Here is a 24,960-nt window from a genome sequence, read left to right on the forward strand (position 1 = left end):
CGGGCGTGGCCTTGACGCTGCCCTGCGCTTGCTGAAACCCTGCGTCTCCCACCCAAGGAGACTGCCCGTGATTGCCATCGATGCCCGGATCCCGTCGGGCCGAATCGAGATCGTGAATGCCGAGAACCCGGCGGACATCCGCCTCGTCATCCCGAAGGATCCCTCCTGCGACTTCATGGGCTGGTACCATTTCCGGGTGTCGGGCGCCCGGGGCGTCGCGTGCCGGTTCACGATGCTCAATGCCGGCGAGAGCCTGAAGGTGCGCCTCGCCAACCGTGAGACCTACCAGGACCGGTGGACCAACACCGGGCCGGTGGCGAGCTACGACCGCAAGCACTGGTTCCGCCTCAAGGCCGACTACGACGGGATGGCCTTTTCCTTCGCGCACACGCCGGAGAAGGACCTCTGCTACTACGCCACCTGGGCGCCGTTCCCGGCCGAGCGCGATGCCGACATGATCGCGAAGGCGCAGATGCATCCGCGCGTGCGGCTGGACATGCTCGGCCGCAGCGTCGAGGGCCGCCCGATCGACATGCTGACCATCGGCGAGGAGGGCCCCGGCAAGAAGCGGTGCTGGGTCATCGCGCGCCAGCATCCATCCGAGACGCAGGGCGGCTATTTCCTGGAGGGCATGCTCGACAGGCTGCTGGACGGCAACGAGGCCGTGTCCACGGCCCTGCTCGACAAGGCGGTGCTCTACGTCGTGCCCAACATGAACCCGGACGGGCGGTCGGAGGCTGGAACCGCGGCAACGCGGTCGGCGCCAACCTGAACCGCGAATGGGTGTCGCCCAGCAAGGACCGCTCGCCCGAGGTCCTGTGCGTGCGCGACCGGATGGAGGCGACCGGCCTCGACTTCTGCCTCGACTGCCATGCCGACGCCGAGCTCACCTGCAACTTCATCTGGCCCTCCACCAACGTGCCGGCGTGGCGCGAGGAGCGCTGGGGCCTGTTCGACGCGTTCCAGCGCCGCTGGGCCGCGGCCAATCCCGACTACGAGCTCGGCCATCCCTATCCGGGCGGCGTGCCTCCGGTGGCCGACCTGACCATGGGCTGGAACTGGATCGGCAACCGCTTTCCGCAGAGCCTTTCCGTGCTCCTGGAGCAGCCCTTCAAGGACGTCTCCTGGCGCAAGACGCCGGAGACGGGCTGGTCGCCCCAGCGTGCGACCCGGCTCGGGGCGAGTTTCCTGACCGCCCTGCTCGGCGTGGTCGACCAGTTGCCCTGAGGAGACGGCCCGCGGGCCTGCTGGTCCGCGCCTTGCTTGCCCCGACCTGCTCCCGGAAGGAGGGTGGGCCTTGGCACATTTGCTCGATACGCGTGCTCTGGAGGTGTTCGTCGCGGTCAGCGACGCCCTCAGCATGTCCGGCGCTGGGCGGATCCTCGGGATCTCCCAGGCTGCCGTCTCGCAGCAGATCGCCAAGCTCGAGGAGACGCTGGGCCTCAAGGTGGTGGAGCGAGGCGCCCGTGAACTGCGCCTCACGCCCGCCGGCATCCACCTGAGGCACCTCGCCAAGCGCGTGCTGCTGGAACTGGCGCAGACCGAGCGCGCCATGACCCGGTTTCGCGGCTTCAGCCTGCCGCGCTTCACGATCGGGCTCATGGAGAGCATGAGCGAGATCCTGTCGTCGACCATCATCGACGTGCTGAACGCGCAAGTCGAGCAGCTCGAGCTCCGGACCTCGCTCAACTACCACTACCGCGAGCAGCTCTTCGACGAGAGCCTCGACCTCGTGGTCACGCCCGACATGGAGGAGCAGGACGGCCTGGAGATCCACAAGCTGGCGACGGAGCCGCTGGTGCTGGTGGTGCCCAAGAGCCATCCGGTCGGCGACGAGATCACGCTGGACGACATTGCCGCCAGGTTGCCGCACGCCCGCTTCAACACCCGCCGGCGCATCGGCCGCATGGTGGAGCACTACCTCATGCACGAGGCCGTCATCGTGCCGCGCACGATCGCGGTGGACCAGACGACCACGCTGCTCGACGCGGTCGGCCACGGCCAGGCGTGGGCTCTGGTGACACCCTTCGTGCTGATGCACGGCAGCCCGGCCCGCGCGGGCATCGACGTCCATCCCCTGCCGGGTCGCGTCCCCACCCGCACCATCGCGCTCGCCGCGAAGAGCGGACGCTTCGGCGAGCTGCCGCTGGCCGTCGCCACCGCCTGCCGCCACACGATCACGCGGACGGTCGAGGATCTCCTGTCCACCCTGGGGCCGCAGGTTGCGCGCAGCGTCGTGGTGCACGCGGGCTGAGAGCCTGCGACCGCGAGCCGGTCGCGCCGCCCGGGCTGGCCAAAAGAGTCACAGGCGATGAGCAGGCGCGCGCCCGCCGCCGGGCAAAGGCCTATAAGCACCGCTTTTGGCTTGACGCAGAGCATTGAAAAGGCTCGCAAATCCGGGCTTCCGAACCCCTCGGCGCTGCGTGGCTGACGTCCAGGGCCGATCGCGAGACCCTCGCTGAGCCGGTCCGCGGGCTGCCGCGTGCGGCCGCGGGGCCGTCCGGAGGCCGCCAGACGACGTTTTCCGGGGCGCTTTCGCTGGCACGGTTCTCGCAAAATCGAGGTGCGGGCCCGGTCGAGGCATCTGTGCGGGGCCGCGAGAGGATCTTTCATGACCCTGCCCACGGTCGTGCCGGCCCGCGCCGCCGCACGAGACGACGACGCTTTGCCTGCCGCCCGCCGAAGGGCCGTGTCGCCATGACGGTGGAAGCGTCACCCGACCGGCCGTCCTATTTCGGCGTCCTGCGCCGCACGCAGGGGCTGGCGCCGATCCTGATGATGATCGTCTTCGTCATGAGCGGGAACACGCTCGTCGCGCCGATCCTGTCGCTCTACGCGCAAAGCTTCCAGGTGACGAGCACCCTGGTGGGAGCCCTCATCACGCTGTTCGGCGTGGGACGGCTGTGCGCCAACATTCCGGCCGGCATCGCCGGGCAACGGCTGGGCCTGCGGCCCGTGCTGGTGCTGGGGCCGCTGGTCATCGCGGCCGGCTCGATGGGGGCCGCGACGGCCACCGACTTCACGGTGCTGCTCGTGTGGCGCTTCGTGCAGGGGCTGGGGTCGGGCATCTACATGACGAGTTCGGCCGCGGCGCTGGCTGCGGCGGCGCGCCCGTCCGAGCGCGGGCGCACGATGTCGCTGTACCAGGGCGCCATGCTGCTGGGCGCGAGCCTCGGCCCCGGTGTCGGGGGCTGGCTCGCCACCTGGTTCGGCTTCACCGCGCCGTTCTGGGCCTACGCCGTCATGGCGGCGGCTGCGGCCTGCGTGGCCATGATCTCCTACCGGGACGTGGAGCCGCCGGTTCCTCGCAAGCCGAGGACGGGGGAGGGGGCAGCGGCCGGGACGTCGACGCTGCTGGCGGCCCCGTTCCTGGCGGCAGGGTTCATCAATTTCGGCGTGTTCTTCACGCGCACGGCCTCCCAGTGGCAGCTCGTGCCGCTCGTCGGCCACGAGCGTTTCGGGCTCGATGCCGGGACGCTGGGCCTTGCACTGACGGTCACGGCCGTCGCCAACATCGTGACGCTGCCCGCGGCCGGCTGGCTGATCGACCGCTTCGGCGCCAAGGTCTGCGTGGTCGTCTCGACCATCGCGCTCGGCATCGGCCTGGCGGTGCTCGTCATGGCGCACAGCGTCACCTTCTTCTGGGTGGCCATGGCGCTGACCGGGCTTGCGGGCGGGCTCAACGGGCCTGCCATCAACACCTACGTCATCGAGATGGCGCCGCGCGAGAGCTATGGCCCCGCGCTCGGCATCCAGCGCTCGGCCGGGGATGCGGGCTTCATCATCGGCCCGATCGCCGTGGGGCTGGTCGACGACCTGACCCGCTTCGGCCATGCCGGCGGGCTCCTGCTGAACATCGTCCTGCTGCTCCTGGCGTCGGCGGCCTTCGCGGTGGCCGCCAGACGCCCGGTGCCGGCGCAAACCCCTCCATCCTGAAACCTCGACGTCGAAACGGGAGATCCAGCGACATGTCAGAACCCATCTGGTCCAAGTTCCTCACCGAGCGCGACAAGGCCGTGTTCGCCGCGGCCGGCTACGGCGCATGCGGCGGCTTCGGCAAGCGGCCCGCGCTGCTCGTCATCGACGTCAACTACGCCTTCTGCGGCGACAAGCCGGAGCCGATCGTCGAGTCGATCAAGAAATGGCGGACGTCCTGCGGCGAGGACGCCTGGGAGGCGATGCCGTATCTGCGCCAACTCATCGACAAGTGCCACGAGAAGGGCCTGCCCGTGCTCTACACCACGGGCATCCGCCGCGAGGACAACTGGGACGGCGGCTCCTGGCTGTGGAAGAACAACCGCGGGGCGGAGCGGCCCAAGGTCGCGGTGACCAACATCGACGGCAACGAGATCATGGCCGAGATCGCCCCCGGCCCGCAGGACATCGTCATTCACAAGCAGAAGCCGAGCGGCTTCTTCGGCACCAACCTCGCCAGCTACCTGCAGTTGCTCGGCGCCGACAGCGTGATCGTGACCGGCACCACCACCTCGGGCTGTGTGCGCGCCACCGTGATCGACGCGTTCAGCCTCAACTTCCGCGTCGCGGTGGCCGAGGAGGCCTGCTTCGACCGCTCGCAGGCGAGCCATGCGATCAATCTTTGCGACATGCACGCCAAGTACGCCGACGTCCTGAAGACGCAAGACATCGTCGCCTTCTTCGACACCCTGCCGGCCGGGCTGTTCGACCTGCCGCGCGGCGCGGCTCCCGCCCCGGCCAAGGCCGCGAACTACTGAGGAGGGCTGGACCATGAACGACGGAAAGAGCGAAACCCGGATCTGGGACGCCTATCTCACCGAGCGCGACAAGGCGGTCTTCACCGCCTCCGGCTTCGGCGCGAAGGGCGGCTTCGGCAAGCGGCCGGCCTTGCTCGTCATCGACGTCAGCTACGGCTTCGCCGGCGACAAGCCGGGCGAATCCATCATCGACTCGATCAAGCGCTGGCCAAACTCATGCGGGGCGGAGAGCTGGGACGCCGTGGCGGCGATCAAGACGCTTGCGGAGGGCTTCAGGGCCAAGAAGCTGCCGGTGATCTACACGACGGGCGTCAACCGGGCCGACGGCTGGGACGTCGGCTCGTGGGCCTGGAAGAACACGCGGACGGGAGAATCCCTGCCGCGGCCGACCAACGCGCTCGACGCCAACGCGATCGTCGCCGAGATCGAGCCCCAGCCGCAGGATCTCGTCTGCCTGAAGCAGAAGCCGTCGGGCTTCTTCGGCACGAACCTGCACAGCTACCTGCAACTGCTGGGGGCCGACAGCGTGGTGGTGACCGGCACGACCACGTCGGGCTGCGTGCGGGCCACGGTGATCGACGCGTTCAGCCTGAACTTCCGGGTCGCCGTGGCGGAAGACGGCTGCTTCGACCGGTCGCAGGCGAGCCACGCGATCAACCTGTGCGACATGCACGCCAAGTACGCCGACGTGGTTCCGTCTGGCGAGGTGCTCGACTATGTCGCCACACTGGCCGACGACCTCTTCCCCAACCTGCCCACCGGCCGGCGCCCGGGCAGCAGCGAGGCCCCTCGGCTGTCCCTGGTCTCCTCGGCCTGAGAGCGGAGGAGAGGTCGCGCACGCGACACGCTGGCGTGGGTGCGGGCCGGGTCGTCGATTGCGCAAGTCCGGGAGGGTGTGAACCGCCCGAGCCGAGCGAAAACGGCCAAGTCGTCAGGAATACGAACGAATTGCGCGGGCCTGTCCCGCGCAATTCACGTTAAGACTTATGTTATTTATTCAATCTAACACATTCGAATGTAGTGGAATTTGCCTTACGGCCTAGGTAAGGTTAACCGTGCGGTCCAGAATGGACACGATTCGCGTACGGGAGGTCGTTTGATCCGGGGGCCCTATGCGACTTGAACACAGGCAAGTGGTTCGCCAGCTGCGGCTCTTCGAACGCGTCGACGACGAGACGTTCGAATGGATCGCGGCCCTCGGCTTTCTCCAGACGTTCCCCGAGGGAACGGTCCTGCACGACCAGGGCAGGGAGACGGACTTCTTCTTCGTCGTGGTCGACGGCCAGGTCGAAATGACGATCGCCCACAACGGGATCGAGGCGACGGTGGCCATCTTCTCGGCCGGCCATGCCTTTCCGCTGGGCGCCGTCGTCCTGTCCGAGAAGACGCCCGGCATGGCCCGCGCCGCGTCGCTGGCGCGCGTGCTCATGGTGCCGGCCTCCGCCATCCGCGACAGCATCGGCAAGTCGCCGAGCCTGATGCGCGCCCTGATGGAGGATCTCGCCGGCCAGAACCGCACCTTCGTGCGCGAGATCGCCAACCAGAAGATCCGCACCGGATCCGAACGGCTGGCGAGCTGGATCCTGCAGCACGCCGGGGCGGCCGGGATCGTCAACCGCCTGCCGTTCCGCAAGCGGACCCTGGCCTCGCTCCTCGGCATGACGGCCGAGAATCTCTCGCGCGCCTTCGCGACGGTGGAAAAGCACGGCGTGCTCTTCCGCGGATCGACCTTCACGGTGGTCGACATGGACGCGCTGCAGGCGCTCGCCAAGCCCAGCGAACTGATCGACGCCGCCTAGCCTCATCCGGGGTCCACCCACGCGAGCGTGAACGGAACGGTCGAGGGCACTGCCACGTTGAGGCATGGAGGAGTCTGCCCCATGTCCGACGCCGCCCAGCCGAACACCCTCTTCACCGCCGAGGAGGAGGAGCGCGAACCCCCGCGCGGCCTCCACCGCGCCTTCTGGCGATTGTCATCCGGCTTCTGGCGCGGGCCCACCGCCACCCAGGCCTGGGTGTTCACGCTCCTGATCCTGGCCCTCATCGGCGCGAACATCGCCATCCAGTACGGCATCAACCGCTGGAACCGGACGTTCTTCGATGCACTCGACGCCAAGGACACGGGTCGCGTCTCGTCCGAGATGCTCATGTTCGCAGGTCTGGCGGTCGCCGCCGTGACCGCCATGGTCGCGCAGGTGTTCTGCCGCCTCGCGCTGCAGGCGCGCTGGCGCCGCTGGCTCACCTCCAGGCTGGCCGGGGCCTGGCTGAAGGATCGGCGCTTCTACCAGATGAGCATCGCGGCGCCGGACGTCGACAGCCCCGAGTTCCGCATGACGGACGACGTGCGCATCGCCACCGAACCCCTGGTGGACTTCGCCATCGGGTTGTCCAACGCGGTGCTCATGGCGGCCGTCTTCGTCGGCGTGCTGTGGACCGCGGGCGGCTCCATCACCGTCATGGGCTGGACGATCCCAGGCTACTTCGTGGTCTGCGCGGCCGCCTATGCCCTGCTGACCTCGGGCGCCATGGTCATCCTCGGGCGTCCCCTGATCCGCTACACGGGCGACAAGAACGCCGCCGAGGCCCAGATCCGGTTCGAACTCGTCCGCGTCCGCGAAAACGCCGAGAGCATCGCGCTGATCGGGGGCGAGGAGGACGAGCGCAAGGGGCTGGAGGAGACCCTCGACGAGGTGCTCGCGCGCTGGCGCAACGTGGTCGCGCAACAGGCACGGATGACCTTCATCATCCATGGCAACACGGTCCTGGCGCCGGTCGTGCCGTTGCTGCTGGGCGCGCCGAAGTTCCTGTCGGGCGAGATGAGCCTCGGCCAGCTCATGCAGATCGCGGCCGCCTTCGTGCAGGTGCAGATCGCGTTCAACTGGCTCGTCGAAAATTACATCCGCTTCGCGGAATGGGAGGCCTCGGCGACCCGCGTGGTGGCGCTGTGGCAGACCTTCACCGATCTCGCGTCCGCGGGGCAGTCGGACGACCGGATCGCCATCGAGGAAGGCACCGACGAGTGCCTCAGGCTGCGCGACCTCAGCGTCGCCCAGCACAACGGCCGTGTCGTGGTGAACGGGGCCGAGGCGGTGTTCGAGCCCGGCGAGAAGGTGCTGCTGCGCGGCGAGTCGGGCAGCGGAAAGTCGACGCTCATCCGCGCGGTGGCCGGTCTGTGGCCCTGGGGATCGGGACACGTGCTCCTGCCGCGCGGAGGAACGGTGATGTTCGTGCCGCAGAAGCCATACGTCCCGAACGGGACCCTGCGGGAGGCCCTGGTCTATCCGGGGCTCCGGGAGAACGTCCCGGACCAGGACCTGCTGGATGCGCTGCACCGCTGCGGCCTGCGGCACATGGGCACGCGCCTGGACGAGACCGACCGATGGGACAAGGTCCTGTCGGGCGGCGAGCAGCAGCGCCTGGCCTTCGCGCGCCTGCTCATCCAGCGCCCCACCGTGGTGATCATGGACGAGGCCACGTCGGCGCTCGACGAGGCCAGCCAGGACTCGATGATGTCGCTGTTCCGCGACGAGCTGCGCGACGCGATGCTGCTCAGCGTCGGGCATCGGCCGGGGCTGGAGGACTACCACGACCGCACGATCGAACTGTCGCGGCAGCCGCGGGGAGCCGTCATCACCAACGACGATGGCGCCGGCGGCGCGAAGAGCCGACGCTCCAACCTGTTCGGCAAGGTGCTTCGCCGTGCGCTGCGGCCGCGGCCGACCCCCGATCCGGGCCGCGAGGAGCAGGTCATCCGGCGCTGACCGTCCCTCTCACGGGCGCTCGCGCAGGGGCGGCCGGCTCAGTCCGGGTGGCGCCATGCGCGGGGCGGGCGGATCGAGCGTCAGCTCGATCACGCCGGCGACGGGGTGGCCGCGAGGGTCCTTGAGCACGGCCCGCACCCTGTCCCGGGTGCGTGCCTGGAGCCGGCAGAGGCCGTCGGCGGCATAGGCCAGCGACGCGCCGGGATAACCGGGTGACGACCGGACCAGCATGGGGGCGGGCAGGGGCTGCCGGCTCAGGCGCGCCTCGTCGTCCGACACGACCTGGAGGGTCGCCAGCACGGGCTGCCTGGCGTCCGCAGCATCGTCCAGTTCGTCGGCGGTCATGGCGACGGGAGCCGCTAGCGCCGACCATGCGTCGGGGGCGCGCTCGTCCGTGAGCCGGACCAGCGGGACCAGCAGCCGCGCGCGCCCCGTGGGGTCGCACAGGGCCGCCAGCGAGAGGTCGGCGACGAGAGGGCCGGCGCCGCGGGACTGCGCCAGCGCCGAGCGCGCCGCGCCGAGAGGGCGAAGGATCCCGCGGCCGATCGACACCTCCGGCACCGGGGCGACCGCCTGGGCCTCGTGGAACCGCCACGCCTCGCTTCGCCCGGCCTCGAGCCGGGCCGCCAGGGAGCGCAGCCGGTCGGCGACGTCCTCCCAGGTGCACAGTGCGTCCAGAAGGCTCGTGACGATGGAGGTGGCGGGGGTGCAGCGCGACAGGTCCCGCGACACAACGACGGGCAGTCCTTCGGGCGATCCGTCGTCAAGGCTCGCGAGCTTCATCGGGGCGTCTCCGGTCCAGGGGCCGGCAAGCTCGCCACAACCCGGTCCCGGAAAGGCTTCGCCCGGTCCGCATTCCCGCGCGTGGGATCTCACCGGCCGGTCAACGCCGGTCGGTGGAGAAGGATGCGCTCCCGCTCAGGCCACGAGGTCGATGAGCTTCGTCGGCTTGGCCACGCCGCGCAGCTGTTCGGGGTCGTTGACCTTGAACTGCGCCCCGTGCACCTCGACGCCGTGGTTGCGGATCTGCACGAGCGTGCGCGACAGGTTCTCCGGCGACATGCCGAGCAGGGACGCCAGCGTGCGCTTGCTGTAGGGCAGCTTGATCTGCGGACCCTGTTCCGCCGCCGCGGCGAGCAGCCAGTTGGCCAAACGCTCGATGGAGCCGCGCAGCTTCTGATTGTTGATCTCGCGGACATGCTCGAGGTTTTCCCGGGCGAGTTCGTCCAGGAGCGCGCGGGTGAAGTCCGGCGAACGGTCCATCGACTCGCGGATGATGGGGGCCGGGATCATCGCGATCCGGCAGGCGTTCGTCGTCCGCGCGAAGTACAGGGACTGCGTGTCGAGGACGACGCTGGCGAGCGGGAACAGCCGTCCCACGCCGAGCATCGCCACGGCTCCCTCGGTGTCGCCGTGGCGGGTCGCCAGTTCGACGGTTCCCGCCAGGTTGATGAAGAGGAAGTCGGCGTCCTGGCCCTGGTTGTGGATGGTCATCCCGGCCGGGAAGCTTTGGACGAAGCTGACGCCGGACAGCCAGGTGAAGGTCGACTCGTCAAGGGTGCGAAAAGCGCGCAGCTCCCTGACGGCAGAGGTGTCCTCATGCCGCATGGTGGTCTCGCAATCTCCAGTTGCGTGCGACGCGGCCAATCTGCTGCGTCGTTCCAATGCTCATCTGGTGAATTCTGGACTCAATCCAATCCGCAGCTATACTGATATCAAGCCGACGGTGGTAAGTTACGCCCTCAGGATTGATACCTAGGGCATCGTCGTTTGCAGGACGAGGTCAGATGCCGAACTGTCGCGGGTCGTCGACGGCGGCACCGGACTGCAGGACCGTCCGGCCCCGTTCCGCCGCGAAGACGTTGCTGTCGAGGCGCGCGATCCAGGCTCGGCCGTCGCCGGTGACGCTGAGATAGCGCAGCGCCAGGCCCAGGTGCGGCTGCACGGACTTCCAGAAGAAGTCGGGATAGCGCTCGATGACGTCGGCGGCCGAGGTGTAGCCGAGCGTCTGGTCGACGCCGATCTCGCGGAACTCGCAAAACAGGGCGAAGGCCTTGCGCAGGTAGGACGGGTCGCCGAGCTGGCCGATCAGGTCGGCCGCCCGCACCAGCGTGCCGAACTCCTCCTGTGGGCTGTCCGGGGACGGCGGGAAGCGCGTGTACTCGATGAGGTTGGCGATGCGGCCGGCATCGATGATGCCTTCCTGGCCCGACAGGCGCTCCAGGACGAACATCTTGCCGCGGTCGACGTGGTGGGGCGTGAGCCAGGCGTCGGAGGCCCCGCGGGGAAGTTCCACCGTGTCGCCGGCCTGCGACGCCACGTAGCGCGGTGGCCTGTCGTCGTCGAGAACGCCGCGCACGTAGCCGATGTCGTGGTAGAGGCAGGCAATCAGCGAGTGCACCCAGTCCTCTGGCGTGGTGCGCTTCAGCAGGTAGCGGCCCCGCATGATGTCGCGCGCGACGAGCGTTACCATCATCGTGTGCTCGACGTTGTGGTAGGGGGCGTCGGTCAGGCCGATGCATTCGAGCGCGAGGCGCGCCGACGTCTCGAGGACCTCTGCCAGGGGGCGCTCCGACCGGCCGAAGGTGCGGCGGAAATCTTCGGCCAGGAAGGGGCCGACGGCGTCGGCGGCCAGCTCGGATACCGTGAACATGCCAAGCGTCCCCAGGAGCGGTACGCCAGTGAAGCCGAGCCCCGCGGGCCCTGCAAGCTCCGCGTGTAGTCCTGCCGGCTAACCCTATTGGTTTAGAGTGTGTGAAACGACACATCGGCATCTCGTGCGTTGTTTTTACCGTCTGTCATCGACGGAGGGCACGGACATGTCGGAACTGGACCACCTGAAGAGGCAACGCCGCATCACCGCCATCACGACCATCTGCCTGGTGGCGGGGTTTTTCGGCTGCGTCCTGTCCTCGCTGGTGCAGCTGGCGCGGCTGTGAGGACGAACGGCCCCGCGCGGGGCGGAATTCGGTCGCGCGAACAAGAGTGATCCCGTAACGTCTCCATCAACCGGAGACTTCGCATGACACTCTCACCGTTCTCGTTCGGCGCCGCCCTCGTGCTGGCCGTCGTCAGCTTGTCCCAGCCGGCTGCGGCCGCGGGCAGCACCACCCGCTCCAAGGCGGTCACGCAGAAAGCCCCCGCGCAGAAGGCCCCCGCGCCGTTGGCCAGGCCCCAGGCGCCCGCGCAGGACCAGAGCTATCTGTTCCTCAGCGGACCGAAGGAGGGCAGGGGCGCTCCCGACTACGTCACGGCGGGCATGAAGCATTCGAACCAGCCCTGGTTCATGACGCGCTACGACCGTCTCGGGAACTGGCCCTGAGACAGGCGCGGCCGTTCACCGGAACAGGCGCGCGCTTCCCACGATGAACGCCATCAGGGCGGCGATGCCCATGAAGGCGGTGCCGAGGCTCGTGGCCTCGGCCACGAAGCCCACCATGGCGGGACCCAGCAGGATCCCCGCATAGGCGATCGTGGTGACGGCCGCGATCGCCGGGCCTTGCGGCATCACCTTCTGCCGGCCGGCGGCGGTGAACAGCACCGGGACGATGTTGGAGGCGCCGATGCCGATGAGCACGAGCGCCGCGACGATGGCCGGCGGCCAGGGGATCGTCACGGCCAGCGTGTAGCCCGCGGCGACCAGCAGGCCGCCGAACAGCAGGATCCTCGGGCCGCCCAGCCGCGCCACCACCTTGTCGCCGAGCAGGCGGCAGATCGTCATGGCGGCGGAGAAGGCGGCAAAGCCGAGGCCCGCCGTCGCCGGGTCCATGCCCCGTTCGCGCAGGAACAGCGCGCTCCAGTCCAGCACCACGCCTTCCGTCAGGAAGATGATGCCGCACAGGATCCCGATCCAGACGATGAAGCCCCTGGGGCGAACGAAGCCGTGCCCGCCGCCGTCGCGGCTCGCGAAGGGAATGAGCGACGGCGCGGCCACGGCGAGCAGGACCGCCAGCACCGCCGACACGGCGAGGGCGGCGACGAAGGGCGTGGCGCCCAGCCAGAGCATGCCGGTCACCACGGCGGGGCCGAGAATGCCGCCCGCGCTCCACTGTCCGTGGAAGCCCGACATCAGCGGCCGGCCGGCATCCTTCTCGACCTGGACGGCCTGGACGTTCATGGCGACGTCGTTGGCCCCCAGCGCCGCGCCGAAGACGGCGAGCGCGATGGCCAGTGTGACGGGCGAGCTGGCATAGGCCAGCGGCGGGACCGCGGCGGCGAGCACGATGGACGCCACGATGATCACCCGCTTGCAGCCGAAGCGCGCGACCACGGACCCCGTCAGCGGCATGGTGAGCAGCGAGCCGATGCCGATGCACAGAAGCAGCATCCCGAGCAGCGCGTCGCCGGCGCCCAGCCTCTCCTTGGCGAAGGGCACCAGCGGCGCCCACGCCCCGGCGGACAGGCCGAGCAGCAGGAAGGAGAGCCGGGTGGACCACTGTTCGGCGCGGCCCGTCGTCGGCAGGGCGGTCGGGGCGTTCATGCGGTCTCCGGAAGGCGGCACGGGCGCGGGGGCCGTGCCTCGCATGTTCGGCCCGCGAAGGCAACCGCGGGTCCCGCGGTCATTCGGCCGCGCCGGGAGCCTTTTCGACCCGGCGCCGCGCCGCGGCCCGGCGGGCCCTGAGCACGGGCAGAACGTTGCTCAGCGCGATCAGCGCGGCGCCCGCGATGGTGGCGGTCTTGATGGGATCGCCGAACACCATGTGCCCGAACGCGACCGCGAAGATGAAGCGCGAATAGGGAAAGGGCGCCAGCGCGGAGGCCTCGGCCCGCCGGTAGGCCTCCACCATGAAGAAGGTGCCTGTCGTTCCGAAGACCGACAGCATCACGAGCTCGGCCAGGAGGGTGGAGTCGATCGGCCGCCAGTCGAGGGCCGCCTGGGGCACCGCGCTGAGGAAGACGATGAAGGCCATGTAGAACATGATCGTCTCGGTCTTCTCGGTCAGCGACAGCGAGCGCGTGATGAGGATCATCAGGGCGCCGAGGCAGGAGCCGGTGAGCCCGTAGGAGATGCGCCAGTCGAGGCCGGAGGGGTTCCACAGCTCCACTGCGACGACGACGCCGAGGAAGCCGATGCCCGCCATCGCGGCCTTCTCCCGCGTGATCCGCTCGCCGATCACGGGCCAGGCCAGGAGGAGGATGAAGAGCTGGCTGGAAAAGCTCAGCGTCGTCGCCAGCGGCATGTCGAGCGAGCGGAAGTTCATGAACGTGCAGTACCAGACGATCGCCGCCAGGCTGCCGCGGGCCAGGTGCCCCTTCAGGCGGTGGGTCCGCAGCATGCCGACGCCCTTGCCGGTGAACATGCCGCCCAGCGCGCAGACGAGCAGAACCTGCGCGCCCGACCGGAAGACGAGCATCTGGCCGAGCCCGAGCCTGTCCCCGATCAGGCGGATGAAGGTCGCCTCGATGGTGCCGAAGAAGGCCGCGGTGATGAGGAGCGTGGCAGCGATCCGGAGCATGCGACCGACCTCACCCGGCCTGCGGGCGCGCAGGCGCGGGGACGGCGTGCCCTTCGGCCGCTCCTGTGCGTTCCAGCCCCATGGCTGCGAGAATAGCCGGCAGAATCGCTTCCGCGCCACCGATCTTGTGGAATGGCTCGTGCCCGCCGGGCTGGCAGGCCGGGCACAGCGCCACTCCCGCGTGGGCTAGCCTTCCGGCGCGGCGTTCATCTGCCTGCGTCGGACCGCGATCTCGGACAACCGGGCCCGCAATTCGGGATGACGCGACAGGAATTGGAGGAAGTCGCGCCGGCCCAGCGCGTAGAACTGGCAGAAGTCGAGCGCGGTGACGGTGGCGCTGCGCCTGTCGCCGCTGAGCAGCGCCATCTCGCCGAAGACGTCACCGGCCGAGAGCAGGATCTCGCGGCCGGCGACATCCACCTGCACCGTCCCCTCCGAGATGAAATAGGCCGCGTCCGGCTTGTCGCCGATCCGGATCACCCTATCCCCGGGCGCGGCGGACTGCGGCCGGAACAGGAGTAGCAGATCCTCGCGGGCATGGTGGTCGAGGTCCGCGAACATGGGAAACAGGCCGAGCACGGTCTGGATCTTGAGGCTGTGCTCCGCCTCGCGGGCCTCGGCGCGCAGGCGGGCGGCCTCGAGGCGCTGTTCGAGCGCCGCGGCCGTCTTCTCGCCCCAGGCCTGGAGTGGGCCGCCGCCGGGAAGCGCCTTCTGCAGCCTATCGATCAGGGCGTATACGGCCGAGCTGAGGGTGATCGACAGCAGGGCGGCGGCGATGACGAGGTCCCGGGCCTCGGCGGGCATGACGCCGAGCGAGGCGCCGAGGCCGGCCAGGATGAACGAGAACTCGCCGATGCGCGCCAGCGCCGCCCCCAGCGTCAGGCCCAGCCCGAGCGGATAGCCCAGGGCCATCACGATGACGACGGCGGCGACCGCCTTGCCCAGGATCACCAGCCCGAGGACGGCGAGGACCGCCCCCGGCTCGCGGATGATGATCGTCGGGTCGAACAGCATGCCCACCGACACGAAGAACAGGACCGCGAAGGCATCCTGCATCGGCAGCGACTGGGCGGCGGCCCGATGGCCGAAGGGCGATTCGTTGAGGACGACGCCGGCAAAGAAGGCGCCGAGCGCGAAGGAGACGCCGAACACCACGGCGGAGCCGTAGGCGATGCCGAGCGCTACGCCCAGGACCGCGAGGGTGAAGAGCTCGCGCGAACCTGTGCGCGCCACCTGCTTCAGCAGGTTCGGCACCACGCGCGGCCCGAGCACGATGGCGAGCACCACGAAGCCCGCGACCTGGCCCAGGGTCAACGCGACCGACAAGGCGAGATCCTTCAGCGAGCCGGCATCGCCCGACTTGCCTCCCGCCGCGCCCGCGAGCCCCGGCAGCAGCACGAGGACCAGGACCATGACCATGTCTTCGACCAGCAGCCAGCCGATGGCCACCCGCCCCGCGGTGCTCGAGACGGCGTTGCGCTCCTCCAGTGCCCGCAGCACGACCACGGTGCTCGCCACGGACAGGCAGAGGCCGAAGACGACGCCGGCGCCGATCGACCAGCCCCAGGCCAGGGCGAGGGCCGTTCCCAGGAGCGTCGCCACCGTGATGAGGCCGAGCGCGCCGGGCACCGCGATGCCGCGCACGGCCGTGAGGTCGGCCGGCGAGAAGTGCAGGCCCACGCCGAACATCAGCAGGATCACGCCCATCTCGGCGAGCTGGCCCGCCAGGTCCGCGTCCGCCCGGAATCCGGGCGTGAAGGGGCCCACCAGCACGCCCGCCAGCAGATAGCCGACCAGCGGCGGCAGCCGCACGCGGTGCGCCGCGAAGCCCAGCACGGCCGCCAGCGCGAAGCAGACGGCGACCGTGGCGATCAGTGACGCGTGGTGGTCCACGAATTGGCTCCCGAAGCACGTGCGCTCGACAAAGCAAGAAATGAGCGGCGCGACAACCGTCGAGGCCTGCACGGCTGCCGGAGGGTCATGTCCTCAAACGGGGGGAGGCTGCGCAGCGTGAGTGAGGCGACGTGTCCCCGGAGCTTGCGAACCTTTCGGCGTCCAGCGAGTGGGATCGATTCACACGCTCTCAGCTGCGGCGGGCGCGGGGGCCTTCCAGCACGAGCGCCCAGCGGGACGGATCGGAGGGAGCCTGCATCTTGATGAATGTGTAGCCGCTCTCGCGCCAGCCGAGGATGCGGTTCGTGAGGCTGTCCAGGACCACGTCCCCGGCCGCGGTCCGGTAGACGAGCACCGCGTGGAGCTCGGCGTCGGCGCGGGCCACGATGGCGAGCAGCAGGTGGCGCGGGTCCACGCCCGCCCTGACCAGTTCCGCCTTCTTGCTCACCGCGTAGTGCTTGCAGTCTCCGACGGAGCCCGGGGGCGGCACCCATGAGGCTCCGATGCCCTGGGGATCGATCCGCGGCATCATCCGCCGGTTGACGGCGGTGTTGATCTCGGCCGCCAGCTCGCGCTCCGCATCCGGGGCGAGGGACGTGCCGACGGGACGCCGGCCGCAGGCGCCCGCCACGTCGCGGCAGAGCCTGGTGCTGCCGGGAGGCGACTGGGCGGGCCCGACGGTGGTGAGATGGGGCCCGTCCACCGCGCGCGCGTCGGGCGCGCCCAGTGCGACGGCGATCGCTGCCGCCAGAAAGGGCAGGAGCCTGCGGGGGCGTGTTCGGTCTTGCACTCTCATCGACTGTCCCGTTTCGGATCGCCCGCACTGTAAAGCCTGTGCCTGCCCTGTCGAGCGTTCCGTTTCGAGACGTCCGCTGGCCGGCGTGGTTTCACACCGGTACGATCGGACGATGTAGTTTTAAGTAATTTTGGCTCAAAGCCCGCCGATTAATGTTAAAAGATCGTATTCGTTTCAAGTCTTCGGCTCAAATGTTACTCAACTCTTAATTGCAGTGAGGCGGTCGCCTCCACCTGCGATCCCGGGCTCCGGCCCACCCCAATGACCCCGAGCAGGCCACTCGGCGGCGACGCACTGCGTCCCGCCCAACAGGGATCTATTGTCATGCGGCATCTCACGACTCTCGCCCTCATGCTCGCAGCCGGTACGGCGCTGAGCACCACGTCCGCGCTGGCGGAGTGCAACGGGATCTTCACCGGCGACAACGCCGACCACTGCACCACGACGTTCATCGGCACGGTTCCGGCCGCCCCGCTGTTCGGGTTCCTCCCGAACGGGAACGGCATCCTGTCGACCCAGTTCGAGGCCCCCCGCCAGTTCGCCCCGCCGGCCGACGATCAGGTCGAGGACGAGGTGCCGCCGGCCGACAAGCCGAAGCCGTCCAAGCCCGGCAAGGGCGGCCATGGCCACCACGGCCGTGACAAGGACAAGGACAAGGGCCATGGCCACGCCGGTCGTCCCGACGGGCACAAGGACCACGCCAAGGGTGAGAAGGGCCGGGATGGCCACGACAAGGGCCGTGAGCACGAGGGTCACAAGTCGGCCGGCAAGCCGGGCTCCGAGAAGCCGTCCGACGGCAAGGACAAGGGCCGCGAGCACGCCGGCCGCGGCGACGATCACCGCGGGCCGGGCAAGTCCGAGCAGGGCAAGTCCGAGCATGGCAAGTCCGAGCAGGGCAAGCCGTCCTTCGAGTCCTCGAAGGGCCACGAGCATGGCGGTCGCAACGACGAGACCAAGGGCGCCGGCAAGGGCGAGCAGGGCCGCGACTTCGGCGGCCGGGACAAGGGTCGCGAGCATGCCGGCCTGAACCAGGAGCAGAAGTCCGGCGGCAAGCCCGACCAGAACCGCGAGATGGGCGGCGGTCAGGACAAGGGGCGCGAGCAGTCGGGCCGCAACGAGGGCCGCAAGGGCGACTCGAACGACTTCGGCGGGACCCGGGGCGAGGCCCAGGGCCGGCTCGGATGGGAAGGCGGCATGGGCGGCCGCCCGGACAGCCGTGACACGGATCGTCCGGCGCCGGGCGAGGGGCATGCGGGTGGCGGCGTCAAGGGCGGCGCGGACTTCGGCATCCTCGGAGCCCTCTTCGGTGGCCGTTCCGAGAACCAGGGCCGCCAGGGTGGCGAAGCGCGCGGACCCCAGGGTTCGCCGGACATGGGCCAGGGCGCTCCCGGACAGGGTCGCACCGGCGGTCGCGGCGAAGCCCCCGGCCTGTCGCAGGACGGCCGCAACGGCGGCGCCGGCTTCGGTGGACCTTCCGGTTCCCAGGGTGGCCGCGGCGGCAAGGAAGGCGAGAAGGACGGCGGCAAGGGCGGCGACAAGAGTGGCCCCGGCGCTCCGTCCACCGGCGGCTCCGTGCCCGGCAACGGCGCCCCCACCGGTGGCAATGCCCCGACGGGTGGCAACGCTCCTGCGGGTGGCAACGCTCCCGCGGGCCTTGGCGACACGCATGCCGGCGGCGGTGTCCCGTCCGGCCCGCCCGCGAGCACTCCCGGCAGCGAGAAGAGCGGCTCCGGAACGCCGGCCGGCAACAACGGACCGACCGGGAACGGCAACGCGGCTGGCGGTAACCCCGGTGGCGGCACCTCTGGCGGGACCTCGGGCGGCGCCCCGGGCGGCAACAACTCGGATGGCGGAAAGTCGGGTGGCAGCAACGCGGCTGGCGGCACCTCGGGCGGCAGCAATTCGGCCGGCGGCAACGCTGGTGGCAGCAACTCGGCTGGCGGCAACCCGGGCGGCAGCAACTCTGACGGCGGAAAGTCGGGTGGCAGCAACTCGGCCGGTGGCACCTCGGGTGGCAGCAACTCGGCTGGCGGCAACTCTGGCGGCAGCAACTCCGGTGGCGGCAAGTCGGGTGGCGGCAGCTCGGCCGGCGGCAGCTCGGCCGGCGGCAGCTCGGCTGGTGGGAACACCGGCGGAAACACCGGCGGCAGCTTCGGCGGCGGCAATTCCGGCGGCGGCAACTCGGGCGGCGGCAACTCCGGTAGCGGCAACTCGGGCAGCAGCGCCGGCGGCGGTGGAAGCCACCGCTGAGACCCGCCTCGGTCTCTCAGGCTACGAGGGCGCGCTTCGGCGCGCCCTTTTCGTTTTCAAAGGGGCGAAGGTCGTGAGGCCCTGCCGCGAGCCTGTGCGACCTTCAATGGGCCGCGCGCCGGCCCGGCTCGAACCGGCAGGTGGGAACGCCGCACAGACCGGCCGACTTGCAGGACCTGCCGGCCATGCCGATCGCCGTCCACACCGCGTGCCGAAGGTCCTCGCGGCCGAAATCGGGCTCGAGCCTGAAGGGCTTCATGGCGGCGCAGGGCAGGGGTTCGGGTTCGCCGTCGGTGATGTCGATGAGACCGGGCGGCGGCGCGACGACGCCCCCGAAGCCGGCACAGAAGCGATGAAAGCCGAAGCTGCGGTTCGGGCGTCCCGCGAGCACGACCGCGCTGTAGTCCCGCTCCGTCGCGCGCTGATGGCCCTCGACGTAGTCGCAGGCCACGTCGACGTCCAGGATCGTGAGCTGCTCGAGCAGCTCAACGACACGGCGTCCGAGGTCCGGTCGGCCGGCGACGACGAGGGTGGGAAGGGTCACCACGCAAGTCGGCGCGGAACGGGACAGGGTCAAGACCATGGTGGACCTGCTATGCGCCGACCAGCGGGAGCTGGTGCTTCAAGGATGTCTTGTCATCCGCCTATTCTTGAATGTGAGCAAGCCGCGAAGTGAAGACCCGTGGAGTGTTCGGTTTTGACTCTCAATGGCGCGTTAAGCCGATCGTCGAATAGCCGCCGTTCCGGGATGGGTAGTGTTCCCGTACGGTATTGACCGGACCGATGAACAAAAAGAAGAAGCAATTCGCCATTCGATTACTGAAGACGTGACTTTGAAAACGTCAAGGTTGCAGTGATTGCCGTGGGCGTGACACGGCCGGCGTGCCGACGTGGGCGGGCACGCGTGGTCGGGGCCGAGCCTCTGAATCGTTGGCCAGTCCTGCTAGCCTCACCCTCTCCGCGTCATGGCCGGGCGTGGCCCGGCCACCCACGACATGAGACTGGCACCGGCAAAGTCGTGGGTCCCCGGGCCAGGCCCGGGGAGGACGGCTGAGAGATGGGTTTGCTTCAGGAGAAGGACGAAGGGGGCTGAACCGCGCGAGACTCTGCCCCGGGATTCCCGGCCCGAGAGGCGGCCCAAGAGGCTCCGGATCCGCCGCGGGCGGTCAGGCCGCGAGGTCGATGGGGGAGGTCGGGGCGCCCTTGGGGGCGATCTGGCGGGTGCGTTCCAGCGCGGCGAGCACGGCGGCCATGTGCAGTCCTTCGCCGGCCTCGTAGCGCCGCTTGGCTTCGGCGGCGGCCTTGGCGATGGCGGCGAACCCGACCGTCTGGGCGATGCCCTTGAGCGTGTGCAGGCCCCGGATCACGACCGTCTCGTCGCTCTCGGCGCCGGCGCCGGCGATTTCCGTGACGATGGTGCGTGCGTCGCGCCAGAAGCTCTCGAACAGCGCGTCCATGATCTCGTCGCCGAGTTCGTCCCGCAGGGAGGCGAACTGTTCGGCGTCGAGCAGGACTTCGGTCGGCGCCGGCATCTCCTGTTCCGGCACGGGAGCCGGCTGCGGATGGTCCTGCGGGCCCAGGCCGCGGCCCAGCCAGGTCCGCAGCATGGACTGGAGCTTGCTCTTGGTGGCGGGCTTGGGGAGAAAGTCGTTCATGCCGGCTGCCAGACAGGTTTCTCGGTCGGAGACGAAGGCGTTCGCCGTCAGGCCGATGATGGGGATCTGCGCGTGCCCGGTGGCCCGCAGGCGCCGTGTCGCCTCCAGGCCGTCCATGACGGGCATCTGCATGTCCATGAGAATGAGGTCGAACTGGCCGGTGGCCATCCTGGCGAGGGCTTCCTCGCCGTTTTCCGCGCATTCGGCGCTGCAGCCGAGGCGGGCGAGGAGTTCGGAGGCCACGCGCTGGTTCGTGGGATTGTCCTCGACGACGAGGATGCGGCCCGTCTTGATGGGTTCGGCCCGTTCCGGCGCCGAAGAGGCCGGCGCCGCCGTGGGCAGCGCGATGTTTGAGACCGGGATGTCCACCGTGAAGCGGCTTCCCTTGCCTTCCTCGCTGGCCACCGCGATGGTTCCGCCCATGGCCTCCGTGATGCGCTTGCAGATGACGAGCCCCAGGCCGGTCCCCCCGAAGCGACGGCGAATGCTGGCGTCGACCTGGGTGAACTCCTTGAAAAGCCTGGCCTGGGCCTGAGCCGACATGCCGATGCCGGTGTCGGAGACCTGCGCGGTGAGATGGCCCGGCCCGTCGACATTGCCGCGCACCGCCATCTTCACGTCGACGCCGCCGCTCTGCGTGAACTTGACGGCGTTGGAGACGAGATTCAGCAGGATCTGCCGCACGCGGGCCTGATCGCCCGTCACCGAGACGGCGGGGCAGGTGACGGTGAGCGCCAGGCCTTTCTCCGTGGCCCGCGTCCGCACGATGTCCACGACGCCGTCGACGAGCGGGCGCAGGTCGAAGGCCCGCTCCTCCAGGTCGATGGCGCCCGACTCCAGCTTCGAGAAGTCGAGCACGTCGTTGATGATGTCGAGGAGCGCGTTGGAGCATTCCCCGATCGTGGCGAGTTTCCGGGTCTGGTCGGGCGAGAGCGGGCTGTCCGCCAGGAGCTCGACCATGCCGATCACGCCGTTGAGCGGCGTGCGGATCTCGTGGCTCATCGCCGCCAGGAAGGCGGACTTCGCCCGGTTTCCGGCCTCGGCGAGTTCGGCCGCTTCCGCATGGCGGCGGCTGAGGTCGCGCAGCGAGGCTTCCGAGATGCGGATGTGGCGCAGCTGCACCCACAGGATGACGATGACCGCGCCCATCGCCAGCGTCAGGGCGGCCACGGCCAGCCCCAGACGGAAATAGGACCGTTCGGCCTCGTCGCGCTCCTCCACCCGCAGCGTCGATTGCCGGGCGTTGGATTCGGTGAGCAGGCGCTCGGTGTTGGTCTTGAGGATCTCGGCCTTGGCCCGCAGCGTGACCAGCGCCGCCGTTTCCGCGGTTCCGGCCTCGGCGATCGCGTCGAAGCGCGGCGCCATGTCGCCGATGGCCGCCTTGGCCGTGTCGATGACGTCCTTCAGCTGCAGGACGCCGGCGAACCGGCCGACGTATTCCCCGTTTGCCAGCAGGCTCGCCCGGCTGAACAGGATGTCGAAGCGCTGGAGCATCCCGTCGCGGAAGCTCTGGCTCCGCGTTTCCTCGTATTCATGGATGGCGAGGATGAGCTTCTGCGTTTCCCGGTCGAGCTGGTAGGCGGCCCACAGCGCGTCCTCGCGGACGCTGTCGGCCATGACCCGGTTGCGCTCGTTGATGGTCAGGAAGGTGGCCAGCACGGTGGCGAGCAGAAAAAGGCTTGCCGCGACGAGCGCGGGCAAGCCGACCAGATTCAGCAGTCTGCTGCGTGCGGGCACCGGAGGGCCTCGATCGACGAGATCCGATTACTGGACGTCGATCGACTTCACCTGCCAGACCGAGCGGTTGAAGTACTTCTCGTTGAACAGCGAGGGGTCCGCGTCGAACGGATAGATGACGAAGATCGGGCCCTTCTCGCGCACCGACATGGCGTTGCCGTCGAGCTTGGTGGCGAGGATCACCGGCCACTTCTTGAAGTCCTCGAGCGGGATTTCCGCGGCGTAGTCGTTGAGGGCGACGACGCGCAGCTTCTCGCCCTTCGCGCCGACGGCGTCGAGCACCGCCGATCCGAGCGGGCCCTCGAAGGTGGTCTTGTTCGTGTACCAGGGCGTGTTCACGGCCGACTTGCGCGAGGGCAGGGCCTCGAGCATGGCCATGTCGAACATGGCGCCGCCTTCGCTGTTGCGGTTCTCGATCTTGCCGGAGACCGTCAGGACGACCTTTCCGGCGGGCTTGGCGAGGTCGCCGGCGGCGGCGGCGGCGGTGAAGGCGATGAGGGCGACGGCGGCCCCGGCGATGGTCTTCAACATGGAACGGGCTCCTGAAGGCAAGAAACGGGTTGAAGGTCAGGCGACCCGGACGTCGTCGTGACGCCCCGGCACGTAGGCGGAGATCGCCGGCCAGCAGCGCTCGAAGGCCCGGATGCACTCCGGATCGAACTGGCTGCCGCTGCCGGCGAGGATGATGGACCTGGCCTCCTCCGGGGCGAGGCCCCGGCCATAGACGCGGTCCGAGACGAGGCCCCCATAGGCGAGCGCAATGGCCGCGATGCGGGCTTCGGGGGGAATGGCGGCGCCCGCAAGCCGGGCGGGCAGGCCGGTGCCGTCGAACCGCTCGTCGCGGCCGGCGGCGATGGAGCGCGCGATGCGCACGGGCGTCAGGCTGTCGGGAATGGCGGAGGGCTGCGGTGCCGGCTCGCGCAGGTCGAGCGAGCCGCTGGCGAAAAGGGTGCATCCCAGGCGCAGGTCACGGACCGCGTCCGTGCCGACGCCCAGTTCCGCCGCGATCAGGGAGGCGATCTCCGCCATCCGGTCGGCGGCGTCGGCGTCCTCCCAGTCGCGCTCGTCGATCACCCGGTTGAGCCGCGCCATCATCTCGCGCTCGCGGGCCTTGAGCAGCGTGGTGGCCGTCTCGATCTGCTGGGTGAGCCAGGTGGCCTTGTCCTCGGCGAGGATCTGCGCGTCGCGCAGCAGCATGAGGTTGCGCAGGCGCGCCTTCAATTCGACCGGCTCGATCGGCTTCGTCACGTAGTCGGTGGCACCGGCCTCGAGCGCGCGGATGCAGGTGCGCTTCTCGTCCTCGGTCGTGATCATGACGATGGGCAGGCTGGCATAGGCCGGCATGGCCCGCAGGCGCGCCACCAGGGCGATCCCGTCGATGCCCGGCATCATGTAGTCGGCGACGATGACGTCGTATTGCGTCTCCTCGCACGCGTGGATGGCGGCGAGGGGATCGCTGAAGGTGGAGACGTCCACCCCATCGAACTTCATGACGATCCCCTTGAGGACCATCAGGTTGATGGGGCTGTCGTCTACAATCAAAATGCGCATAACAGGCCCTTTGCAACTGGGCCGATGTTTGCGCGCGAAAAGTGAACAAGACGCTGGAACTGTTCCGTCTTATTCTGTCCTGCCCGGAAAGGAACGGTCAGGATGAACGGTGGGTGAAGAACCGCCCTGTTATTTGATTTTTGCTACAACACGCTCCAGCAGATGCATGGCCCTTGCTCCGTCCGAAGCATCCGGCACGTCGACCATCTCGCCCCTGACGGCCTTCAGGAAGTCTCCCATCAGGGAATGGTAGCCCTTGTGGTCCTCGTTGGCGGCGACCGTCAGGTTGGGCTCCCAGACCAGCGTGTCGACGGCGCCGTCCAGCGTCGCGTCGGTGCGCGAGACCTTGAAGGGCGGGTGACGATAGTGGCGGACCTCGTGGACGTTGCGGACCTCGACCCTCTGGTGGTCGGCCATGACCTGCCACCACTCCATCGGCGTGCCGCGGGACTGGTGGGTTCCCATCACCAACGTGCCGATGCCGCCGCTGGCGAAGCGGAAATCGACATGGAGCAGGAGCTTGCCCGGGGCCAGCTGGTGATGCCGCACGCCGATGTCGGCGACCTCGCCCATCAGCCAGGGCACGAGGTCGAAATAGTGGACGCAGTGGTGCAGGTAGAAGCCCGTGTAGTCGGGATCCTTTTCGAAATAAGTCGGCGCGGTCATGTACTCGCCGAGGAAACTCGCCGGCATGCCGAAGCCGTCGCCCCGCACGATATTGCCGCCGATGCGGTTGGCGGTCGAATAGCGCTTCATGAAGCCCAGCACGCAGGGCTTGCCCGAGCGCTTGGCGGCGCGCGCCAGCTGGTCGGCGGCGGCGGCCGTGGGGGCAGGCGGCTTCTCCAGGAACACCGGCAGGCCCCGATCCAGCGCCGCGATGCCCATGGCGTGGTGCGCGGCCGGGCCGGCGGCGATGGCCACGGCGTCGAGGTCGTCGCGCGCCAGCAGCGCCTTCCAGTCGCGGGTCCGGCCCGCCTCCGGCACGCCGAAGCGCTGCGCCGTGCGGCCGAGCCTCTCCTCGTCGGTGTCGCACATCCCCACCAGCGACACGTCGTAGCGCGTGATCTGGGGCAGCAGCATCTCGTTGGCGTGGGTGCCGCAGCCGATCCATCCGATGCGCATGGTCAT

At 69.3% G+C, this 24,960-nt stretch carries 22 protein-coding genes; 10 read left to right on the top strand and 12 right to left on the bottom strand.

Annotation, left to right across the window (positions count from 1 at the left end; genetic code table 11):
* Positions 1–67: 67 nt before the first annotated feature.
* The 8 genes from Q0Q47_RS10005 to Q0Q47_RS10040 all read left to right on the top strand — a co-directional run bounded on the left by Q0Q47_RS10005 (position 68) and on the right by Q0Q47_RS10040 (position 8,494).
* Positions 68–772: a M14-type cytosolic carboxypeptidase gene (locus Q0Q47_RS10005; protein WP_293858265.1), complete on the top strand. Its 705-nt coding sequence runs from the start codon at positions 68–70 to the stop codon at positions 770–772.
* 11 nt (positions 773–783) lie between these two features.
* Positions 784–1,227: a hypothetical protein gene (locus Q0Q47_RS10010; protein WP_293858268.1), complete on the top strand. Its 444-nt coding sequence runs from the start codon at positions 784–786 to the stop codon at positions 1,225–1,227.
* Positions 1,228–1,297: 70 nt separating this feature from the next.
* On the top strand, positions 1,298–2,254 hold the full coding sequence (locus tag Q0Q47_RS10015; RefSeq protein WP_293858271.1) for a LysR family transcriptional regulator: 957 nt from the start codon (positions 1,298–1,300) through the stop codon (positions 2,252–2,254).
* 443 nt (positions 2,255–2,697) lie between these two features.
* Complete coding sequence (locus Q0Q47_RS10020; RefSeq protein ID WP_293858274.1) at positions 2,698–3,936, top strand: MFS transporter; 1,239 nt, start codon at positions 2,698–2,700, stop codon at positions 3,934–3,936.
* Between the two features lie 32 nt (positions 3,937–3,968).
* A complete protein-coding gene (locus tag Q0Q47_RS10025) occupies positions 3,969–4,733 on the top strand; it encodes an isochorismatase family protein (protein WP_293858277.1) in 765 nt (254 codons plus the stop codon).
* A 13-nt stretch (positions 4,734–4,746) separates the two neighbouring features.
* Complete coding sequence (locus Q0Q47_RS10030; RefSeq protein ID WP_293858280.1) at positions 4,747–5,550, top strand: isochorismatase family protein; 804 nt, start codon at positions 4,747–4,749, stop codon at positions 5,548–5,550.
* Between the two features lie 295 nt (positions 5,551–5,845).
* Positions 5,846–6,532 (top strand): helix-turn-helix domain-containing protein, encoded by a 687-nt coding sequence (locus Q0Q47_RS10035; RefSeq protein ID WP_293858283.1) that lies wholly within the window; start codon positions 5,846–5,848, stop codon positions 6,530–6,532.
* Positions 6,533–6,613: 81 nt separating this feature from the next.
* The gene (locus Q0Q47_RS10040) at positions 6,614–8,494 is read left to right on the top strand and encodes an ABC transporter ATP-binding protein/permease (RefSeq protein ID WP_293858286.1); all 1,881 of its coding nucleotides are present in this window, start codon (positions 6,614–6,616) and stop codon (positions 8,492–8,494) included.
* Positions 8,495–8,503: 9 nt separating this feature from the next.
* Here the strand turns inward: Q0Q47_RS10040 and Q0Q47_RS10045 are convergent, their stop codons facing one another.
* From Q0Q47_RS10045 to Q0Q47_RS10055, 3 genes are all read right to left on the bottom strand, one after another.
* Positions 8,504–9,277, bottom strand: a complete 774-nt coding sequence (locus tag Q0Q47_RS10045; protein WP_293858289.1) for a hypothetical protein — start codon at positions 9,275–9,277, stop codon at positions 8,504–8,506.
* A gap of 135 nt (positions 9,278–9,412) precedes the next feature.
* Positions 9,413–10,102 (bottom strand): helix-turn-helix domain-containing protein, encoded by a 690-nt coding sequence (locus tag Q0Q47_RS10050; RefSeq protein WP_293858292.1) that lies wholly within the window; start codon positions 10,100–10,102, stop codon positions 9,413–9,415.
* A gap of 175 nt (positions 10,103–10,277) precedes the next feature.
* A complete protein-coding gene (locus Q0Q47_RS10055) occupies positions 10,278–11,147 on the bottom strand; it encodes an HD domain-containing protein (protein ID WP_293858295.1) in 870 nt (289 codons plus the stop codon).
* A 369-nt stretch (positions 11,148–11,516) separates the two neighbouring features.
* On the opposite strand from Q0Q47_RS10055, the gene Q0Q47_RS10060 reads away from it, so the two are divergent.
* A complete protein-coding gene (locus tag Q0Q47_RS10060; RefSeq protein ID WP_293858298.1) occupies positions 11,517–11,816 on the top strand; it encodes a hypothetical protein in 300 nt (99 codons plus the stop codon).
* 15 nt (positions 11,817–11,831) lie between these two features.
* On the opposite strand, the gene Q0Q47_RS10065 is transcribed toward Q0Q47_RS10060, so the two are convergent.
* From Q0Q47_RS10065 to Q0Q47_RS10080, 4 genes are all read right to left on the bottom strand, one after another.
* Complete coding sequence (locus tag Q0Q47_RS10065) at positions 11,832–12,974, bottom strand: MFS transporter (protein WP_293858301.1); 1,143 nt, start codon at positions 12,972–12,974, stop codon at positions 11,832–11,834.
* A gap of 79 nt (positions 12,975–13,053) precedes the next feature.
* The gene (locus Q0Q47_RS10070; protein WP_293858304.1) at positions 13,054–13,950 is read right to left on the bottom strand and encodes a DMT family transporter; all 897 of its coding nucleotides are present in this window, start codon (positions 13,948–13,950) and stop codon (positions 13,054–13,056) included.
* Between the two features lie 186 nt (positions 13,951–14,136).
* Positions 14,137–15,843: a cation:proton antiporter gene (locus Q0Q47_RS10075; RefSeq protein WP_293858307.1), complete on the bottom strand. Its 1,707-nt coding sequence runs from the start codon at positions 15,841–15,843 to the stop codon at positions 14,137–14,139.
* Between the two features lie 190 nt (positions 15,844–16,033).
* The gene (locus tag Q0Q47_RS10080; protein ID WP_293858310.1) at positions 16,034–16,639 is read right to left on the bottom strand and encodes a transglutaminase-like cysteine peptidase; all 606 of its coding nucleotides are present in this window, start codon (positions 16,637–16,639) and stop codon (positions 16,034–16,036) included.
* A gap of 324 nt (positions 16,640–16,963) precedes the next feature.
* On the opposite strand from Q0Q47_RS10080, the gene Q0Q47_RS10085 reads away from it, so the two are divergent.
* On the top strand, positions 16,964–18,889 hold the full coding sequence (locus Q0Q47_RS10085) for a hypothetical protein (RefSeq protein WP_293858313.1): 1,926 nt from the start codon (positions 16,964–16,966) through the stop codon (positions 18,887–18,889).
* 103 nt (positions 18,890–18,992) lie between these two features.
* On the opposite strand, the gene Q0Q47_RS10090 is transcribed toward Q0Q47_RS10085, so the two are convergent.
* From Q0Q47_RS10090 to Q0Q47_RS10110, 5 genes are all read right to left on the bottom strand, one after another.
* The gene (locus Q0Q47_RS10090) at positions 18,993–19,433 is read right to left on the bottom strand and encodes a hypothetical protein (RefSeq protein ID WP_293858316.1); all 441 of its coding nucleotides are present in this window, start codon (positions 19,431–19,433) and stop codon (positions 18,993–18,995) included.
* Between the two features lie 622 nt (positions 19,434–20,055).
* Complete coding sequence (locus Q0Q47_RS10095) at positions 20,056–22,281, bottom strand: ATP-binding protein (protein WP_293858319.1); 2,226 nt, start codon at positions 22,279–22,281, stop codon at positions 20,056–20,058.
* Positions 22,282–22,308: 27 nt separating this feature from the next.
* Entirely contained in the window at positions 22,309–22,812 is a 504-nt protein-coding gene (locus Q0Q47_RS10100) for a hypothetical protein (protein ID WP_293858322.1), read from the bottom strand.
* 36 nt (positions 22,813–22,848) lie between these two features.
* On the bottom strand, positions 22,849–23,832 hold the full coding sequence (locus tag Q0Q47_RS10105; protein ID WP_293858325.1) for a response regulator: 984 nt from the start codon (positions 23,830–23,832) through the stop codon (positions 22,849–22,851).
* 129 nt (positions 23,833–23,961) lie between these two features.
* Positions 23,962–24,960, bottom strand: coding sequence for a Gfo/Idh/MocA family oxidoreductase (locus Q0Q47_RS10110; protein WP_293858328.1), 999 nt, complete (start codon positions 24,958–24,960; stop codon positions 23,962–23,964).

The sequence above is a fragment of the uncultured Alsobacter sp. genome, from assembly GCF_945952055.1.
In the GTDB taxonomy this organism is placed as follows: domain Bacteria; phylum Pseudomonadota; class Alphaproteobacteria; order Rhizobiales; family Beijerinckiaceae; genus Alsobacter.

What these genes read in the sequence shown, in the direction of transcription:
- Q0Q47_RS10100 (WP_293858322.1), bottom strand. Translation starts at nt 22,812, where the DNA reads ATGTTGAAGACCATCGCCGGGGCCGCCGTCGCCCTCATCGCCTTCACC.
- Q0Q47_RS10105 (WP_293858325.1), bottom strand. Translation starts at nt 23,832, where the DNA reads ATGCGCATTTTGATTGTAGACGACAGCCCCATCAACCTGATGGTCCTC.
- Q0Q47_RS10030 (WP_293858280.1), top strand. Translation starts at nt 4,747, where the DNA reads ATGAACGACGGAAAGAGCGAAACCCGGATCTGGGACGCCTATCTCACC.
- Q0Q47_RS10025 (WP_293858277.1), top strand. Translation starts at nt 3,969, where the DNA reads ATGTCAGAACCCATCTGGTCCAAGTTCCTCACCGAGCGCGACAAGGCC.
- Q0Q47_RS10080 (WP_293858310.1), bottom strand. Translation starts at nt 16,639, where the DNA reads ATGAGAGTGCAAGACCGAACACGCCCCCGCAGGCTCCTGCCCTTTCTG.
- Q0Q47_RS10085 (WP_293858313.1), top strand. Translation starts at nt 16,964, where the DNA reads ATGCGGCATCTCACGACTCTCGCCCTCATGCTCGCAGCCGGTACGGCG.
- Q0Q47_RS10065 (WP_293858301.1), bottom strand. Translation starts at nt 12,974, where the DNA reads ATGAACGCCCCGACCGCCCTGCCGACGACGGGCCGCGCCGAACAGTGG.
- Q0Q47_RS10035 (WP_293858283.1), top strand. Translation starts at nt 5,846, where the DNA reads ATGCGACTTGAACACAGGCAAGTGGTTCGCCAGCTGCGGCTCTTCGAA.
- Q0Q47_RS10070 (WP_293858304.1), bottom strand. Translation starts at nt 13,950, where the DNA reads ATGCTCCGGATCGCTGCCACGCTCCTCATCACCGCGGCCTTCTTCGGC.
- Q0Q47_RS10060 (WP_293858298.1), top strand. Translation starts at nt 11,517, where the DNA reads ATGACACTCTCACCGTTCTCGTTCGGCGCCGCCCTCGTGCTGGCCGTC.
- Q0Q47_RS10055 (WP_293858295.1), bottom strand. Translation starts at nt 11,147, where the DNA reads ATGTTCACGGTATCCGAGCTGGCCGCCGACGCCGTCGGCCCCTTCCTG.
- Q0Q47_RS10040 (WP_293858286.1), top strand. Translation starts at nt 6,614, where the DNA reads ATGTCCGACGCCGCCCAGCCGAACACCCTCTTCACCGCCGAGGAGGAG.
- Q0Q47_RS10110 (WP_293858328.1), bottom strand. Translation starts at nt 24,960, where the DNA reads ATGACCATGCGCATCGGATGGATCGGCTGCGGCACCCACGCCAACGAG.
- Q0Q47_RS10045 (WP_293858289.1), bottom strand. Translation starts at nt 9,277, where the DNA reads ATGAAGCTCGCGAGCCTTGACGACGGATCGCCCGAAGGACTGCCCGTC.
- Q0Q47_RS10050 (WP_293858292.1), bottom strand. Translation starts at nt 10,102, where the DNA reads ATGCGGCATGAGGACACCTCTGCCGTCAGGGAGCTGCGCGCTTTTCGC.
- Q0Q47_RS10020 (WP_293858274.1), top strand. Translation starts at nt 2,698, where the DNA reads ATGACGGTGGAAGCGTCACCCGACCGGCCGTCCTATTTCGGCGTCCTG.